Here is a 16,539-nt window from a genome sequence, read left to right as displayed (position 1 = left end):
TCAGGTGCGGCTCACCGTCCTGGTCGGCCCCGGCCTGGCGGCCGACGCGGCCCTGCTGGCGTCGTCGACCGCCGCCACCTGCGCCGAACTCGACGTCGCAGGCGGGGTCGTCACAGCCGCCTCGGCCGACGAGATGCGCGCGCTGCTCGCCGCGACCGACCAGCCGGTGGTGGTGCTCCCCGGCCCCACGGCTGCGGCCCGTGCCCTGATCGGCGCGCAGCCGTCCGGCGCGGTCTGGTACGACCTCACAGTCGAGCCGCCGGTGCCCGGCGCGGTCCACCTGGCCGGGCGGGGACTGTGGGGCCTGACCTGGGCGATCCGGCACGCCGTGCACCGCCTCCGCGCGCCGGCCACCCGGATCGCCTACGGCCCGGACCCGGACCAGTGGGGCGACCTGCGGCTGCCGTCCACCCCGGACGCCGGGCCGGCGCCGGTCGCGGTGCTGCTGCACGGCGGGTTCTGGCGGTCCATCTGGGGCGCGGACCTGATGGACGCGCTCGCCGTCGACCTGGCCCGGCGCGGGTACGCGAGCTGGAACCTGGAGTACCGGCGTCCGGACCGGCACGGCTGGGACGCGACCACACAGGACGTGCAGGCGGGCCTCCTCGCGTTGCGGGAACCGGCCCGCGACCGGTTGGTCGACCTGGACCGGATCGTCGTGCTGGGACACTCGGCGGGCGGGCAGCTCGCGTTGCGCGCCGCGGCGGACCTCGCCGCGCGTACGAGCGGGCCGCGTGTCGCGCTCGCGGTGTCGCTGGCCGGGGTGCTCGACCTCACCGAGGGCGAGCGGCGCTACCTCGGCGACGGCGCGGTCGCCGCGGCGCTGGGCGGCTCACCGGTGACGGCACCACGCCGGTACGCCGAGAGCGACCCGATGCTCCGCCTGCCGACAGGGGTGCCCACACTGCTCGTGCAGGGAACGGAGGACAGCCTCGACCTCGTCGACGCCAACCGGCGCTACGCCGCCGCGGCGGCAGCCGCCGGGGACGAGATCCGCCACCTCGAACAGCCGGGGGACCACTTCGCCGTCATCGACCCGGCCTCGGCCGTCTGGCAGGACACGATGACAGCCGTGGACGCACGCCTCGGCCGCTGACGCCGGACGCTGAATCGCCCTCCAGGTTCACCTACGTGAACACGGAGGGCGATTCGTGGTGCCCGAGGCGCGGGTCAGAACAGGCGGGGCGTGACCACCGAGACCACAGTCGTCACCGCGTCGGTGTCGTTGTAGAGCTGGTGCGGCACCGACGAGCGCAGGTGCACGCTGTCGCCCGGGAACAGCCGGTGCTCGACGCCCTCGACCTCGTAGAGCAGCTCACCGGAGATGACGTACGCGAACTCCTCGCCCCGGTGGCCGTACGCGTTCTCCCGGCGCCCGCCCGGCGCGATGTGCACGAGCATCGGTTCGAGCACCAGGTCCGGCCCGCGGTCGGAGAGCATGCGGTAGGTCTGCTGCCCGGACACGTACTGCGTGGCGGCCGTCTCCGCCCTGGTCAGCGTGAAGTGCCGGGGAAGCGAGGAGACGGTGCTGTCCGGTGCGGCGGTGCCGGCGTCGAAGAAGTCGGCCACCGACCGGTCGAGCGCCTTGGCGACGCTGCCGAGCGCGGTCAGCCCGATGGAGGAGATGCCCCGCTCGACCTGGGACAGGAAGCCGATGGACAGCCCGGAGCGGGAGGCGAGGCCGCGCAGCGTCAGCCCGCGCTCCTTGCGGTAGCGCCGGATCCGGCCGCCGACGACGCCCGCGGGCGTGTTCTCGTCCGCGGCGCCACCGGAGCCGGCCTGCTCCGACGGCGGCTGACTGTTCATGGGCCGCACGAGGACCTCCTGTCGAGGTGGCGGAACGTCCGCCGGGATGTTCGATGGTATCGAACATCCCGGCCGGTCCGCGAGGGGCCGTGCGGCCGGTTCCCCCACATCGTCCCGGGTGGACCGCGGCCGGCGTCGCCCGCCTACCGCTTCACCAGGTTGCGCAGCGCCCCGAGCAGCGATCGGTGGCTTACCTCGGCGTAGATCTTCTTGTCCGAGCCGTACAGGACCACGTACGGGCACTGCTGGTCGTCCCCGCCCATGGTCTTGTCCAGCAGCCTGCGGCCGGTCGCCACCTCGTACACCCGCAGGCGGTAGGTGGCCTTCAGCAGCGTCAGCGTGTCCGGCTTCGGGTCGTCGTAGCGGCACTTGCGGATCGTCGCGCCGGTGCTCGTGCGATCCAGGCAGGCGACCATCTGCACGGTCTTCGGGTCCTCCGACGCCCAGGTCCGCTCCACCCGCTTCGACAGGCCCTCGTCGTAGTAGTAGACCTGGTCGTGGCGGCGGCTGCCCGTGCCCAGGTCGGTGCCGACGAGCAGTGCCACCGGGTGCGGCGCCGCTCCGGTGCGCCTCGGCGACTGCGGGAAGTAGAGAACCCCGTCGCACACGTCGTTGAGATCGGAGATCTGCGCCGCCGGGAAGTCGCTCGGCTGCGGCCCGCGCGCCGACGGCTCCGCGCTCGCCGTCGCACCCGGCGTGGGCGTCGCGCCGGACGACCGCCAGGGCGCCACCGGCGGCGCGGCGGGCTCCCGCCCGGCCGTCTCGCGGGGCGAGGAACCCAGCAGGAACGCGCCGCCGATCAGGCCCGAGCACGCCACCAGCAGCAGCACGCTCAGCACCGCGACGGCGACGACCAGACCGCGGCTGCGGCCGGACGACTGCGGGCCGGGTGGCGGGTACGGCCCGAACGGCGCAGCCGGCGTGGCCGGACCGTACGGCGGACCAGCGATGGGCGGCCCGTAACCCGGAACGGGCGACCCGTGATCCGGCCCGGTGGCGGGCGGTGGTGGCGGCCCGGGAACGCCGGGCGGCTCGCCGGCCGGCCGCATCCAGGCGGTCTCTCCCCGCTGTTCCGCGTCCCCCGCCGGTCCCTGCTCGGATCCGGCCCCCGTGTCGGACATGCGCATTCCCCCGTCGAACCCGTGCGGAGGGCGCAACCTATCAGCCTCGCCGGGCCGGAGGAGGCCCCACTAGATGGTTGCGCTACCTAGGTAGCGGCGCTACCGTCATCGCCGGATGTCGTCCGATCGGGACAGTGCGGAGCGGGATGAACCAGGAACGGCGGGCGCAGTGGCTGCGCGGGGTGCTCGACCTCTGCGTGCTCGCGCTGCTGAGCCGGGGCGAGTCCTACGGCTACGAGCTGTCCCAGGCGTTGCGGGCCCACGGGCTGGGCGCCGTGCAGGGCGGCACCCTCTACCCGGTGCTGCTGCGGTTGCAGCGCTCCGGCCTGCTCACCGCGCACTGGCGGGAGGGCGGGACCGGGCCCGCGAGGAAGTACTACCGGATCAGCCCGGCCGGCAGCGCGGCGTTGCGGGCCGCCGCGATCGACTGGAGCGCCTTCGCGTCGAGCGTGGGCACGATACTGCGCGAGGAGCCGAAGCGGTGAACCACGAACCCTGGCTCGCCGCCCTGACCGGCGAGCTGCGCCGGCACGGGGTGGGGCCCGACCTGACCGGCCACGTCGTCGCCGAGGCGGCCACCCACCTGCTCGACAGCGGGGAGTCGCCGCTGCGGGTCTTCGGCGCGCCGGAGACGTACGCCCGGGCGGTGGTCGACAGCCTCGGCGGCCCCGACGTGCGACCGCCGCGCCGCCAGCCCGGACCGGTGCGGCTCGCCGCGCGCGGCATCACCAAGCGCTACCGGGGGCGGACCGTCCTGGACCGGGTCGACCTCACCGTCCGGGCGGGCCAGATCGCGGCGGTGGTCGGCGCCAACGGCGCCGGCAAGAGCACCTTCCTGCGGATCTGCGCCGGCCTGCTGAGCCCGGAGGCGGGCACCGTCGAGGTGCACGGCACGCTCGGCTACTGCCCGCAGGACGGCGGCACCGCCGAGTTCCTCAGCCCGGACGAGCACTTCGTGCTGATCGGCGCCGGCCGGGGGCTGGGCCGGACGGCGGCCCGTCGGGCCGGTCGCGCGGAGGCGGCCGGGCTGGAGTGGACACCGCCGCGACGCATCCAGGCCCGGCACCTCTCCGGCGGCACGCGGCAGAAGCTCAACCTGGTGCTGGCCCGGCTCGGCGAGCCGGACGTGCTGCTCCTCGACGAGCCCTACCAGGGGTTCGACAGGGGCACCTACCTCGACTTCTGGCACGAGGTGTGGCGCTGGCGCGACGCCGGCAAGGCCGTCGTGGTCGTCACCCACCTGCTCAACCAGCTCGACCGCGTCGACGTCGTGCTCGACCTGGCCGGGGAGCGTGACGCGTGAGCCGGACCCTGGTGGTGGCCGAGGCCGCCCTGCGCGAGCTGCTGCGCCGCCGTACCGTGCTGGTCATCCTGCTGCTGATGCCGCTGGCGTTCTATCTGAGCCGCCGCGGCGACCACCTCGGACAGTCGATCCGCTTCGTCTGCCTCGGCCTGGGCTGGGCGCTCAGCACCGCCGCGCTGTTCGCGGGCAGCGCGGCGCGCGGCATCGAACCCCGCCTGCGGCTCTCCGGCTACGGCAGCCGGCACCTGGTGCTCGGCCGGCTGCTCGCGCTGTGGACCGTCGGCGTGCTCCTCTCCACTCCGTACTTCCTGCTCGTCCTGGCCGACCAGCGCGACGTCCGGTACGGCGCGATCGCCCTGATCATGGCGCTGACCGTGTTCGTGTCGGTGCCGTTCGGCCTGCTGCTGAGCGCCGTGCTGCCGCGCGAGCTGGAGGGCACGCTGGTGCTGCTCACAGTGGTCGGTCTCCAGATGGTGATGGACCCGGCGGGCAGCGCCACCCGCGCGTTGCCGTTCTGGTTCAGCCGCGAGCTCGCCACGTACGCCGTCGACCACACCGACGGCGGCTACCTCAACCGCGGCCTGACCCACGGGCTGGCCTTCGCTGTCGCGCTCACGCTGCTGGTCGTGGCGGCCGCCGCGGTGCGGCTGCGGCAGCGCCGCCACCTGCGCCTGGCCACCTGACCGGCGGGGGCGGCGGACCGGACCCGGTCGCCGGGCGTGGCAGGATCGGCGGGTGCAGATCGGGTTGCTCGGGCCGTTCCAGGTCACTACGGACGGTGGCGTACCGGCCGACGTGCCGGGCGCGCGGCTGCGCGGGCTGCTGGCCGCCCTCGCGCTCCAGCCCGGCCGCGTGGTCCCGAAGGCGACGCTCGTCGACTGGATCTGGGGCGAGCAGCCGCCCGCCGACGCCGCGAACGCGCTGCAACGGCTGGTCTCCCGGCTGCGCAAGGCGCTGCCGGCGGGCGCCGTCGACGGGCTGCCCGACGGCTACCGGCTCGCCGTCGAGCCCGACGCCGTCGACGCCGTACGGTTCGAGCGTCTCGTCCGCCGGGCCCGCGACGGCGACGGGCCGCAGCGGGTACGGCTGCTGCGCGAGGCGCTGGGCCTGTGGCGCGGCGACGCGCTGCGCGACATCGGCCTGCCCGACAGTCCGGCGCTCGACGCGGCGGCCACCCGGCTGGAACGGCTGCGCCTGACCGCGACGGAGGACCGGTACGACGCCGAGATCGGGCTCGGCCGGGAGGCCGACCTGATCCCGGAGCTGACCGACCTGGTGGCCGCCCATCCCGTGCGCGAGCGGCTCGCCACGGCGCTGATGCGCGCGCTCGTCGCGGCCGGCCGCGACACCGAGGCGCTGCTGGTCTACCAGCGCACCGCCGACGCGCTCGCCGACGCGCTGGGCGCCGACCCGTCGCCGGAGCTGTCGGCGCTGCACGTCGCCCTGCTGCGCGGCGAGACGGTCCGCCGGGAGGACACCCGCCGCACCAACCTGCGCGCCGAGCTGACCAGCTTCGTCGGCCGGGACGCCGACCTCACCGCGGTCGGCACGCTGGTGGCCGAGCACCGGCTCACCACGCTCACCGGCCCGGGCGGCTCCGGGAAGACCAGGCTGGCCACGGAGACCGGGCGCCGGATGACGGGCGACCTGCCGGACGGCGTGTGGCTGGTGGAGTTCGCCGCCGTCAGTGCCGGCGGGGACGTGGTGCAGGCGACGATCTCCGGGCTCGGCCTGCGCGACGCGCTGCTCGGCGACGCGGGCAGCGCGGAACCGGCCGACCGGCTCGTCGCGGCGATCCGGGACCGGGAGATGCTGCTGATCCTGGACAACTGCGAACACGTCGTCGACCAGGCGGCGGCGCTGGCGCACCGGCTGCTCGGCGAGTGCCGGCGGCTGCGGATCCTGGCCACGAGCCGGGAACCGCTCGGCATCACCGGGGAGGCGCTGTGGCCGGTCGCGCCGCTGGGCCTGCCGGACGGCGACGCCCCGATCGCCGAGGTCGAGTCGTCGCCCGCCGTGCGCCTGCTGCGGGACCGGGCCGCGGCGGTACGCCGGGACCTCGCCTTCGACGCCCGTACCGCGACGACGATGGCGCGGATCTGCCGGGCGCTCGACGGCATGCCGCTGGCGATCGAACTGGCCGCGGCGCGGCTGCGCACCATGTCCGTCGATCAGCTCGCCACCCGGCTCGACGACCGGTTCCGGCTGCTCACCGGCGGCAGCCGGACCGCCCTGCCCCGGCACCGGACGCTGCGCGCGATGGTCGACTGGAGCTGGGAACTGCTCAGCGACGCCGAACGCGCGGTGCTGCGCCGGCTGTCGGTGTTCTCCGGCGGGGCGAGCCTGGACGCGGCCGAGCGGGTCTGCGCCGGCGGCGCCGTCGAGCCGGGCGACGTGCTCGACCTGCTCACCGCGCTGACCGCCAAGTCGCTGCTGGTCGCCGCCGGTGACGTCGCGCCGCACTACCGCATGCTCGGCACGATCAAGGAGTACGCCGCGCAGCGGCTCGCCGAGGCGGGGGAGGCGGACCTCGCCCGTCGCGCGCACCTGGCGTACTTCACCGAGCTGGCCGAGACCGCCGAGCCGCGGCTGCGCCGCGCCGACCAGCTCACCTGGCTCGCCCGGCTGGAAGCCGAGCACGACAACATCACCGCAGCCGTGCGGGGGGCGCTCGCCGCGGGTGAGGGGCGCGAGGCGATGCGGCTCGCGGCCGGCGCCGGCTGGTACTGGTGGCTCGGCGGCCACCGGACCGAGGGCATGGAACTGATCATCGCGGCCACCGAGGCGCCCGGCGACGTGCCCGACGACATCCGAGCCGTGGTGTACGGACTCGTGGTGCTGTTCCTCAGCTCCGGGCCGGGCGACGCGCAGCACGCGGCCGAGTGGATCCACAAGGCGTACCGGTTGAGCGGCGAAGGCCACGGTGGTCACCCGGAGCTGGCCCTGGTCGTGCCGATGGAGCGCATGCTGCGGGAGCCGGACGCGCTGCTGCCCGCCTGGGAGTCGCTGCTCGACCACGAGGACCCGTGGGTACGCGCGCTGGCCCGGCTGCACCTGGGCAAGCTGCGGGTCATCCTCGGCGTCGAGGCGGCGGAGGCGGAGGCGTGCCTGCGGCAGGCGCTCGCCGAGTTCCGGGCGGTCGGTGAACGCTTCGGGATCTCGTTCGCGCTCAGCGAGCTGGCCGAGCTGATCGCCGTACGCGGTGACGTCGCCGCCGCCTGCGACTACTACGAGCAGGCGGTCACGGCGGTCACCGAGGTCGGCGCCGTCGAGGACGTGATCCGGATGCGGGCGCGGCTGGCCTGGCTGTACCGGCTGGGCGGCGACGAGACGGCGAGCGCCGCCGCGCTGGCCGAGGCGCACCGGCTCGCCGCGGGGGTCGCCTGGCCGGGCGCGCTGGCCGAACTGGCGCTGGTCCGGGCGTACCTGGCCCGCCACGACGGTGACGCGGACGAGGCGTACGCGCAGCTGCGGTCGGTGTCGGCGCTGCTCGGCGACGAGGCGGACCTGGCGAGTGTCCGGGCGGGCACCCACGATCTGCTGGGTTACCTGGCCGAGGACGTCGAGCAGGCTCGTACCCACCGGGCGGCGGCGTGCCGCGCGGCGCGCGAGGGTGGCTACGCGCCGCTGACCGCGCAGGTGCTCGTCGGTGTCGCGGACCTGGCGTTGCGGCTGGACCGGCCGGACCACGCGGCGCGGCTGCTCGGCGCCGCCACCGCGGTACGCGGGCTGCCCGACCGCGCCCACCCCGACGTGCCGCGGATCGAGGCGGCGGCGCGCGACCGCCTCGGCGACGCGGAGTTCGCCGGGGCGGTCGCACAGGGCCGGGAGATCGGCTGGGAGCGGCTGGTCGAGATCACGCTCGCTTCGTGAACGTGGACCGCGCCCACAGGTAGCCGACCACCGCGATGCCGGCGCACCAGACGACCGCGGGGATCACGTCGCCGGCCGACGGCGCGCCGTCGAGCAGGCCGCGCAGGGTCTCGATGATCGGCGTGAACGGCTGGTACTCGGCGAACTGCCGCAGTCCCGGCCCCATCTTGTCCGCGGGCACGATCGCGCTGCTGAAGAACGGCAGCAGGACCAGCGGCACGGAGGCCATGCCCGCCGACTCCGGCGACTTCGCGAACAGGCCCAGCGCGACTGTGAACCAGCTGACGGCGACGCTGAGCAGCACCACCACGCCGGCCACGCCGAGCCAGTGCAGGGGATCGGCGGCCGGGCGGAAGCCGAGCAGGAACGCCACCCCGACCAGGGCCGCGACCGCGAGGACGTTCGTCAGCACGGTGGCGACGACGTGGCCGGTCAGCACCGCGCCCCGGGAGACGTGCATGACCTTGAAACGGTTGATGATGCCCTTGGTCATGTCGGAGTTCACCGACGTCGCGGTGCCGCCGAGGCCGTAGCAGACCGCCAGCAGCATCAGGCCCGGCGTCGCGTAGTCGACGTAGTCGACGCCGACGGAGAACGCGTCGCCGAGCATGTACACGAACATCAGCATGACGATGATCGGCATCAGCACCGCGTTGAACACCGAGGTCGGGTTGCGGCGCAGGTGCGTCAGGTTGCGGCGCAGCATGACGACCGAGTGGTTTCTGCTCATCTGGCGGCCACCTCCGGGGTACGGCCCGTCAGGGCCAGGAACACGTCGTCGAGGTCGGGGGTCTGCACGGACAGGTCGTCGGCGTTGATCGCGTGCGCGTCGAGCCGGTCGAGCAGGGCGCGCAGCGCCGCGGTTCCGCCGTCGGCGGGCACCCGCAGCGCCAGCGCCTCCTCGTCGCGTACCGCCTCGGGCAGCACCAGCGCCGCCGCGTCGAGTTCGGCGACGGTGCCGAACCGCAACCGCACGTGCGTGCCGGGGATCCGGCGCTTCAGCTCCTCCGGCGTGCCCTGGGCGACCAGCCGGCCCTGGTCGAGCACCGCGATCCGGTCGGCGAGACGGTCGGCCTCGTCGAGGTACTGGGTGGTGAGGAAGACCGTCACGCCGCCTGCCACCAGATCCCTGATGATCGACCACATGGTGCGGCGGCTGCGCGGGTCCAGCCCGGTCGTCGGCTCGTCCAGGAAGATGATCCGCGGCTCGCCGACCAGCGTCATCGCCAGGTCCAGCTTGCGGCGCATGCCCCCGGAGTACGTCGACACCGGCTTGTCGGCGGCCTCGACCAGGTCGAACCGTTCCAGCAACTCCGCGACGACCCGCTTGCCGGGCACGCGGTTGCGCGGGCCGAGGTCGACCATCAGTTGCAGGTTCTCCCGCCCGGTCAGCAGTTCGTCCACCGCCGCGAACTGCCCGGTCACGCCGATCGCCGCGCGGACCGCCTTGGCCTCGGTGACGACGTCGTGCCCGGCCACCCGCACCGACCCGGCGTCGGCGCGGATCAGGGTGGTCAGGATGTTGATCGCTGTCGTCTTGCCGGCTCCGTTCGGGCCGAGCAGGGAGAAGATCGTCCCGGCGGGGACGTCCAGATCGATGCCGTCGAGCACCACCTTGTCCTTGTACGCCTTGCGCAGCCCGGAGACCGTTATCGCTGAACTCGTCATGCGACCACCATGGGCGGCCGTACCGCCACCGCCCTGACACGGCGCTGACACGGCCGCTGACAGCTTGTCGGTGGGCCGGCGTACGGTCCCGCCGTGGATCGGGAGACGTTCTGGGACATCGTGGAGCGGGCGCGTGGCGCCGCGGGCCGCGAGACGGTCACCGCCGAGGGGGCCGACGCGGTGGCCCGGCACCTCGTCGCGGAGCTGTCGACGCTGAGCCCGGCAGCGATCGTGGGCTTCGAGCAGGCGTACGACGACGTGAATCTGGAGGCGTGGCGCTGGGACCTGTGGGCGGCCGCCTATCTCATGCGCGGCGGCTGCTCGGACGACGGGTTCGACTACTTCCGCGGCTGGCTGGTCGCGCAGGGGCGGGCGGTCTGGGAGCGGGCCGTCGCCGATCCCGACTCGCTCGCCGGGGCCGGCGTCGACCCGGAAGACGACGCGGTCGAGTGCGAGGCGGTGCTGAGCGCGGCGGGCGACGCCTACGCCGAGGCGACCGGCGCCGGCACCGACGCGTTCTGGGAGGCGCTCGACGCCGCCGACCGGGCTGCAGACGACCGGGCGCCGGCCGACCCGGCCGGTGAGGACTTCGACTTCGACGACGACGAGCAGATGCGCGCCCGCCTGCCGCGCCTGACCGCGATCTACCGGCCGCTGGAATGAGCCGGCGCGACCCGCCTCCGGCCCGATCCGGGTTAACCGCTGGTCCGCCGCGGGCCGGGTGGGCGAGCATGGTCGGCATGGCCGGGTCGACGGGTGCGAGGCTGCCGCTGCAGGGTGGGCTGCCACCCGGCGAGGCGCTGACCGGCGCGGTGCTGGAGATCGCCTGCGACGAGTCCGGTTTCTCCGGGACCAACCTGCTCGATCCGGCCACCCCGGTGATCGTCCACGCCAGCGTCGACCTGAGCCGTGACGAGGCCGCTGCGTTGATCCGTACGCTGCGGTCCGGGTTCCGGTTCTCGCCCGACGAGGTCAAGTCCCGGCAGTTCCTGCGCCGCCGCGAGGCCGCCGAGGCGGTGGAGTGGTTCCTGTCCGCGCTGCGCGGCCGGGCGCACGTGCACCTGGTCGACAAGGAGTTCTTCCTCGCCACCCGGGTCGTCGACCTGCTGCTGGCCGAGCCGTCGTACGCGGCGGGCACCCGCCTCGCCGGTGACCGGCGTCAGGCCGCGGCGGCGCTGCACCGGGCCGGGCGGGCGGCCGGACCCGGCTGGGCGGTCTTCCTCGCCGCCGTCGTCGAGATGCTGCGCACCAAGCGTCGGGATCGGGCGGACGACCGGAGCATGCAACGGTTCTTCGCCGCGCGGGACGCGTTACGGCGTCACGTCGGCGACGAGGCGGCCGGCGCGGTCCTCGACGCGCTCGATCCGGCCCGGGTGGCTGAGGTGCAGGCCAGGTTGTACGCGGGCGACCGGACGATCCCGCCACCGCTGGAGCCGCTGCTGCCGGCGCTGGCCGAGACCGTCCTGCACTGGAGCGGCGGCCGGCGGCCGGTGCTGGTGATCCACGACGAGCAGAGCGCGCTCACCCAGGACCGGCTGCGCCGCCTCCAGGCGGCACTGGCCGCGGTCGACCCGGCCGGTCCGTCACCGCTGGCCGGGCTGGTGATGACCGATTCGCGCGACGACCCGCGCGTCCAGGCCGCCGACCTGCTGGCCGGGGTGGCCCGCCGGATGCCCGGCATCCCCGGCGACGGACCGCTGCGCCCGCTGCTGGCCCCGCCCTCCGGGGACGCCCCGGGCACCGCCGCTGGAGCGCACGATCCGGGCGCCGTCGCCGCGACGCACGATCCGAGCGCCGTGACGGCGGAACAGGAGGCGACGTGATTCTCGACGACGTGACGCCGACCGGCGGGGTGCACTGCGAGACCACCACGCTCGGCGTGCTGACCCGGCACGCGGGCCTGGACCTGTCCGAGCCGATGCTGTTCGGTCTCGGCGAGGGGCTCGGCTTCGTCTACTGGGACGCCAAGGGCATGGACGTGCCGTTCCTCGGCGGGCGCACCAAGCCGCTGTGCGTGACCCGCGCCGCAGCCGGCCGCCTCGGGTTGGACCTGCGCGTCCGGGAGACGACGTCGGCGGCCAGGGCGTGGCGGAACGTCACCGAGGCGCTGGACGCCGGGCATCCGGTCGGCCTGCAACTGGACTCGTACCACCTGGACTACTTCACCACCCGGGTCCACTTCGGCGGGCACACAGTCGCCGTGTACGGCTACGACGACTCACACGCCCATCTGGTCGACACCGCCCAGCAGGGTGGCGCGGTGACCACCACGCTGGACAGCCTGACCCGGGCCCGCGCCGCGCGCGGGCCGATGACCGCGCGCCACCTGTCGTACACGCTCACCGCGCCCGGCGGCCCGCCGGACCTGGACGTCGCCGTCCGCGCGGCGGTACGCGCCAACGCCAGGGCGTTCCTCGACCCGCCGATCGCCAACCTCGGCCACCGGGGGATCGCCACCGCCGCCGCCCGGGTGACCCGCTGGCTGGACCGCGCCGCCGATCCGGCACGCGACCTTCCGCTCGCCGCGACGCTGATGGAACGCGGCGGCACCGGCGGCGCGCTGTTCCGCACCATGTACCGGGACTTCCTCGCCGAGGCCGCCACCGTCACCGGTGACGCCCACCTGCGCCGGGCACAACTGATGTACGCCGACATCGCGCCGCTGTGGACCGCCGTCGCCGACCACATCGCCACCGCCGGGCGGACCGGGGACGCCGCCCACCTGACCCGCGCGTCTGCGGTCCTCGCCGACCTGGCCGTCCGCGAACGCGAGGCGATGACGGTGCTGGCCGCCGTCGACGCCGGGTAGGCGTCAGCCGAGCTGCTCGGCCAGCGCCACGATGACGCCCGCCGGGCCGCGCAGGTAGCAGAGCCGGTAGACGTCCCCGTACTCCGCCACTTCACCGATCAGCTCACCGCCGTGGGCCCGCAGCCGGGCCACCGTGTCGTCGACGTCGTCCACGGCGAACATGACCGACCGCAGGCCCAGCGTGTTCGGCGGCGCGTCCGGCGGTTCGGCGGCGACGAGTGCCGGCGCCCGGAACCGCGTCAGTTCGAGCTTGCCGTGGCCGTCCGGCGTCCGCATCATCGCGATGTCGACCCGCACGCCGTCGATGCCGTTGACCCGGTCCACCCACTGCCCCTCGACCGGCATCTCGCCCTCCACCTCCATCCCGAGTTCGGTGAAGAAGGCGATCGCGGCCGGCAGGTCGTCCACCACGACGCTGACGTGATCCATCCGCTGAAGCGTCACGCTCCGAGCATAGGGCGACGCCCGGCGTGGTCAGCTCATGTCGAGCGTGTACGCGGCCTCCCGTACGTCGGCGTCCGGATGACGGCGCAATCCGACGAGCAGGTCCCGCCACGGCGTCTTCCAGCCGAACTCCGACCCGTGCGCGACCAGCGCCACCGCGAACAGGCCACCGGCCAGGTCTCCGCGCCCGGCGAGGTGGTCCACCGTCTCGGCGAGGGCCGCCGGATCGGGCCGCCGCCGCATGGTGAGCAGGCGATCGCCGACGCGTTGCGCGGTGCGGACCGCTACCACGGGCCGGCCGGCGCAGAGTGCGGCGACCTCGTCCAGCTCGTCGAGCCGGCCGAGTTCGACGAGCAGCCCGGTGGCCGTACCCAGGAAGCCGTCCTGGCCGGCGAGCCACCGCGCCGCCTCGACCAGCCCGGCCCGGTCGGCGCCGGCGGGGCGGCTGTCGGACCAGAGGGCCGCGCCCTCCGTGAGCAGTTCGACGCGCCGCCGGGCGGGCCGGTCGGCGGCCGGGCCACCCGGGTCGTCGTCGGCCGCGTCCCGCTCCACCAGCCGGGCCAGCGCGGCCCGGAACGCCGTGTCGCCACCGGCCCGCAGCAGGTTCGCCACCCCGATGGCCGGCGTCGTCTCGTCCGGGTCGGTGAGCCGGTCCACGACCAGGTCGGTGACGCCGGTCAGCCACGGCGACCACTCGCCGAGCGCGTCGAACGCGGCGCGCCGGACCTCCCGGTCGTCGGCCCGGCACGCCTGCACCACCAGCGCGGCGTAGGCGCGGCGGTGGCGCTCCGAGATCCCCGACGGGTACGCGCCGAGCACCGCCCGCCGCTCCTCCCGGCCGGCGTGCACCGCCGCGCGCAGCACCGTCCAGCCCGCCTCGGTCCCCAGCCGCTGCCGGGCGGCGGAGACGATCGCCGCGCGCACGTCGCGGTGCGTGCCCCGATCGGCGTACGCCTTCCCGAGCACCACCATCACGTCCACCTGCGCGTAGCGGGCCAGGAGCCGCGCGGCCTCCTTGCGGCCGGTGACCTTCGCGGCGCCGGTGAGCACCCCGCCCAGCAACTCGGCCAGCCGGACCGGCGGGACGTGGCGGGCGGCCCGTCCGGCGGCGTACAGCGCGACGCGCGCCCGGTCGCCGTCGGCGTACCGCAGCAGCAGCGGGAACGCCTCGTCCGGCCGGTCGGTCCAGACCAGCGCGCCCAGCGCCGCCTCGGCGACCGGCACCTCGGACGCGTCGACGTGGCGCAGCACCATCTCGCGTCCGGCCGGGCCGGCCCCGGCGGCGGCCCGGATCGCCGCCGCCCGCTGCCACACCCGGTGACCGGAGTCGGCGACGACGCGCGCCTGAAGCGCCACGAAGCGTTCCTGGTGGCGGGGGAGCCACCGCTGTGCCCGCGGCGCCGGGCCGGGCACCCACCGCTTCCCGTTCTCCACGAACCGGCCGCGCGGCGGCCGGTCCAGCACGCGGTCGAGCAGGTCGGTGCGGGACGTGCAGACGATCGCCCACACCTCGTGGATCGCCACCGCCGACGCGTCGACGTCGAGCACCTCGGCGACGCGCCGCGAGCGGGTACGCGGATCGGCGAGCCACAGCCCGACGGCCGTACGGGCCACAGCGGGCAGGGTGTCCGGCCCGATCGTCCGGCGCAGCAGGTCTTGAAGCTCCGGCAGACGCCAGGCGCGCCGGCCGAGCGCGGGGGTGAGCGCGAACAGCAGTCCGTACCGGCCGCGCGCCATGCCGGCCTCGATCCGGCCGCGCAGCCGGTCGAACACCACCCTCTCCTGGCCGTGGCGCAGCACCATGTCGAGCCGGCGCAGCACCGGCACGTTCGCGTCGCTGCTCACCGCGTCGATCGTGCGCAGTGCCCACTCGGTCAGCTCCGGCACGTCCACGTGAAGCGTGAGGACGTCGACGGCGAGCCGGCTCAACGCCGTGGTGGTGGTCGCCGAGGTGTCCCGCGCGTCGACCGCGTCGGTGGTGAGCCCGGTCAGCCCGCCCGCGCTCGTATCGGTGAGCAGCGGCGCCACAGTGGCCAGCGCGGTGAGCGCGGCGGCGCGTACCGGGTCCTGCTCGTTGCGCAGCCGGCCCAGCCGGACCACCACCTGGGCCACCGTCCGCGGATCACGGGAGCGGCGCGCGGCCGCCACCAGCAGCCGCCACCCGTCCGCCCGTTCGTCCGCGTCGCCGGAGCGCAGCGCCGCGCTCGCCGACGCGGACGCCTCCGGCCACGGCAGGTACGCGCTCCAGAACCGCACCTGCTCCTCCCGCTCCCGGACGGACGGGAGGGTCAGCACGCGGGCCGCCTCGCGTGCCCGTACCGCCGCCGGCAGCACCTCCATCACCGCGGCGCCGGGTAGCAGCGCCGTGGTGTCGGTGTCGGCCAGCGCTCCGTCGTACAGCTCGGCGCGGCGGTTCGGCGGCACGGCGCGCAGCAACGCGGCGAGCGCCCGGTCGTGCTCCCGCAGCCGGGCGGCCAGCGGGACCAGTTCACCAGTGGGCAGCGTGGTGAGGCGGAGCAGCAGCGCCCGGGGCAGCACGGTCCGGGCCAGCCAGGCCGCGCGGCCGGGCGACGTGAGCAGGCGTACGACCCGGCGCGCGTCGTGTGCGGCGAGCCGCCCGTACGCGACGATCGGGCCGGGCAGCGACTCCTCGGGCGCGTACGCGTCGAGCAGGTCCAGGGCCCGCGCGGGCTCACCGCGCAGCACCGCGCCGGCGGCCTCCGCCCAGATCCGCCCGCGCGACTCGGGCGGGGCCGCGGCGAGCCGCTCACCGGTGCGCGCCAGAACGATGTCGCTGTGCGTCCGCATCAGCCGTTCCGGGTTCAGCGCGTGTTCCAGGTCGGGCAGCCAGGCCCGTACCGTCTCGGGGCCGCAGGCCGGCAGCAGCGCGGCGGCCTCGTGGTCGCCGAACCGCTCGCGTACCCCGATGATCAGCGCGTCGGCGACGGCGGGCGACGGCCGGCGGCGCAGCGTCCGGTAGACGCGCCGCCGTGCGTTCGCCGGCCGGTCGGTCAGGTCGGCGGGCGTCACGCCGGCCCGCACGGCGGCGGTCAGCGCGGTGGCGGCGATCGAGGGTTCCGGGTCGAACGTCGCGGCCAGGACGGCCGCGGTGTCCCGGCTGGCCAGCGCGGCGAGCAGCGCGAGACGCCGCTCGTAGGGCCCGTGCCGGCGCAGGTCGGCGCAGACCTGCGCACGGTCGGGCGCGGTGCGTGCCCATGCCACGAGACGCCGCGTCCGGTCGCGGTGGGACAGCGGGTCGAGGGCGGTCAGCAGGTCGCGGGTGGCGGTGAGCACGGCGCTCATTGTGCCGGTGCGCGGTTCCGCGCGGGTGCCCCTCGCGCTTATTCCGCAACTCCTATGGAAATTGTAGATTTTCAGCTTACTCCCAGCTGTCCGGGATTGACATCAATCGGACCGTCGGGGATATTCCTAGCGGCGCGTCGGGGCGCGGGGCGGAGCAGGCGAGGTCTGCGGACTTCACCTGCGTGACGTGCGGAAAGGTGTTCGTGCTGCCC

The 16,539-nt window shown here is 75.1% G+C and carries 14 protein-coding genes; 8 read left to right on the top strand and 6 right to left on the bottom strand.

Annotated features, from left to right (window positions below; translation table 11 throughout):
- Positions 1-4 precede the first annotated feature (4 nt).
- Positions 5-1,096: an alpha/beta hydrolase gene (locus FHX31_RS20865; RefSeq protein ID WP_396784556.1), complete on the top strand. Its 1,092-nt coding sequence runs from the start codon at positions 5-7 to the stop codon at positions 1,094-1,096.
- 74 nt (positions 1,097-1,170) lie between these two features.
- Here FHX31_RS20865 and FHX31_RS20860 read toward each other — a convergent pair whose 3' ends face one another.
- Together FHX31_RS20860 and FHX31_RS20855 are read right to left on the bottom strand one after the other, a co-directional pair.
- The gene (locus FHX31_RS20860; RefSeq protein WP_221488115.1) at positions 1,171-1,806 is read right to left on the bottom strand and encodes a helix-turn-helix domain-containing protein; all 636 of its coding nucleotides are present in this window, start codon (positions 1,804-1,806) and stop codon (positions 1,171-1,173) included.
- A 143-nt stretch (positions 1,807-1,949) separates the two neighbouring features.
- Positions 1,950-2,927: a hypothetical protein gene (locus tag FHX31_RS20855; protein ID WP_184977043.1), complete on the bottom strand. Its 978-nt coding sequence runs from the start codon at positions 2,925-2,927 to the stop codon at positions 1,950-1,952.
- 146 nt (positions 2,928-3,073) lie between these two features.
- On the opposite strand from FHX31_RS20855, the gene FHX31_RS20850 reads away from it, so the two are divergent.
- The 4 genes from FHX31_RS20850 to FHX31_RS20835 are packed head-to-tail and all read left to right on the top strand — an operon-like array spanning position 3,074 to position 8,103.
- Positions 3,074-3,412, top strand: coding sequence for a PadR family transcriptional regulator (locus FHX31_RS20850; protein WP_013285163.1), 339 nt, complete (start codon positions 3,074-3,076; stop codon positions 3,410-3,412).
- Positions 3,409-4,230 carry an ATP-binding cassette domain-containing protein gene (locus FHX31_RS20845; RefSeq protein ID WP_013285164.1) on the top strand — a complete coding sequence of 274 codons (822 nt, stop codon included), beginning with the start codon at positions 3,409-3,411 and terminating at the stop codon, positions 4,228-4,230. The genes FHX31_RS20850 and FHX31_RS20845 overlap by 4 nt, the downstream gene beginning before the upstream one ends.
- Positions 4,227-4,913: an ABC transporter permease gene (locus tag FHX31_RS20840; protein ID WP_013474656.1), complete on the top strand. Its 687-nt coding sequence runs from the start codon at positions 4,227-4,229 to the stop codon at positions 4,911-4,913. The genes FHX31_RS20845 and FHX31_RS20840 overlap by 4 nt, the downstream gene beginning before the upstream one ends.
- Before the next feature lie 52 nt (positions 4,914-4,965).
- The gene (locus tag FHX31_RS20835) at positions 4,966-8,103 is read left to right on the top strand and encodes a BTAD domain-containing putative transcriptional regulator (protein ID WP_184977042.1); all 3,138 of its coding nucleotides are present in this window, start codon (positions 4,966-4,968) and stop codon (positions 8,101-8,103) included.
- Here the strand turns inward: FHX31_RS20835 and FHX31_RS20830 are convergent.
- Entirely contained in the window at positions 8,087-8,833 is a 747-nt protein-coding gene (locus FHX31_RS20830) for an ABC transporter permease (protein WP_013285167.1), read from the bottom strand. The two genes, FHX31_RS20835 and FHX31_RS20830, sit on opposite strands and share 17 nt — an antisense overlap.
- Positions 8,830-9,771 (bottom strand): daunorubicin resistance protein DrrA family ABC transporter ATP-binding protein, encoded by a 942-nt coding sequence (locus FHX31_RS20825; RefSeq protein ID WP_013285168.1) that lies wholly within the window; start codon positions 9,769-9,771, stop codon positions 8,830-8,832. The genes FHX31_RS20830 and FHX31_RS20825 overlap by 4 nt, the downstream gene beginning before the upstream one ends.
- A gap of 93 nt (positions 9,772-9,864) precedes the next feature.
- On the opposite strand from FHX31_RS20825, the gene FHX31_RS20820 reads away from it, so the two are divergent.
- The 3 genes from FHX31_RS20820 to FHX31_RS20810 all read left to right on the top strand — a co-directional run bounded on the left by FHX31_RS20820 (position 9,865) and on the right by FHX31_RS20810 (position 12,580).
- Complete coding sequence (locus FHX31_RS20820; RefSeq protein WP_184977041.1) at positions 9,865-10,434, top strand: DUF4240 domain-containing protein; 570 nt, start codon at positions 9,865-9,867, stop codon at positions 10,432-10,434.
- Between the two features lie 77 nt (positions 10,435-10,511).
- Positions 10,512-11,594, top strand: a complete 1,083-nt coding sequence (locus FHX31_RS20815) for a DUF3800 domain-containing protein (protein WP_184977040.1) — start codon at positions 10,512-10,514, stop codon at positions 11,592-11,594.
- Complete coding sequence (locus FHX31_RS20810; protein ID WP_184977039.1) at positions 11,591-12,580, top strand: BtrH N-terminal domain-containing protein; 990 nt, start codon at positions 11,591-11,593, stop codon at positions 12,578-12,580. Before FHX31_RS20815 ends, FHX31_RS20810 begins: the two co-directional genes overlap by 4 nt.
- A 3-nt stretch (positions 12,581-12,583) precedes the next feature.
- Here the strand turns inward: FHX31_RS20810 and FHX31_RS20805 are convergent, their stop codons facing one another.
- A complete protein-coding gene (locus tag FHX31_RS20805) occupies positions 12,584-13,009 on the bottom strand; it encodes a VOC family protein (protein ID WP_047891832.1) in 426 nt (141 codons plus the stop codon).
- A gap of 45 nt (positions 13,010-13,054) precedes the next feature.
- On the bottom strand, positions 13,055-16,327 hold the full coding sequence (locus FHX31_RS20800) for a hypothetical protein (protein ID WP_184977038.1): 3,273 nt from the start codon (positions 16,325-16,327) through the stop codon (positions 13,055-13,057).
- Between the last annotated feature and the right edge of the window lie 212 nt (positions 16,328-16,539).

The organism is Micromonospora sp. CNZ286, assembly GCF_014207755.1.
The sequence above is the reverse complement of the archived record's forward strand: the minus strand, read 5'-3'. Positions and strand labels throughout refer to the sequence as shown.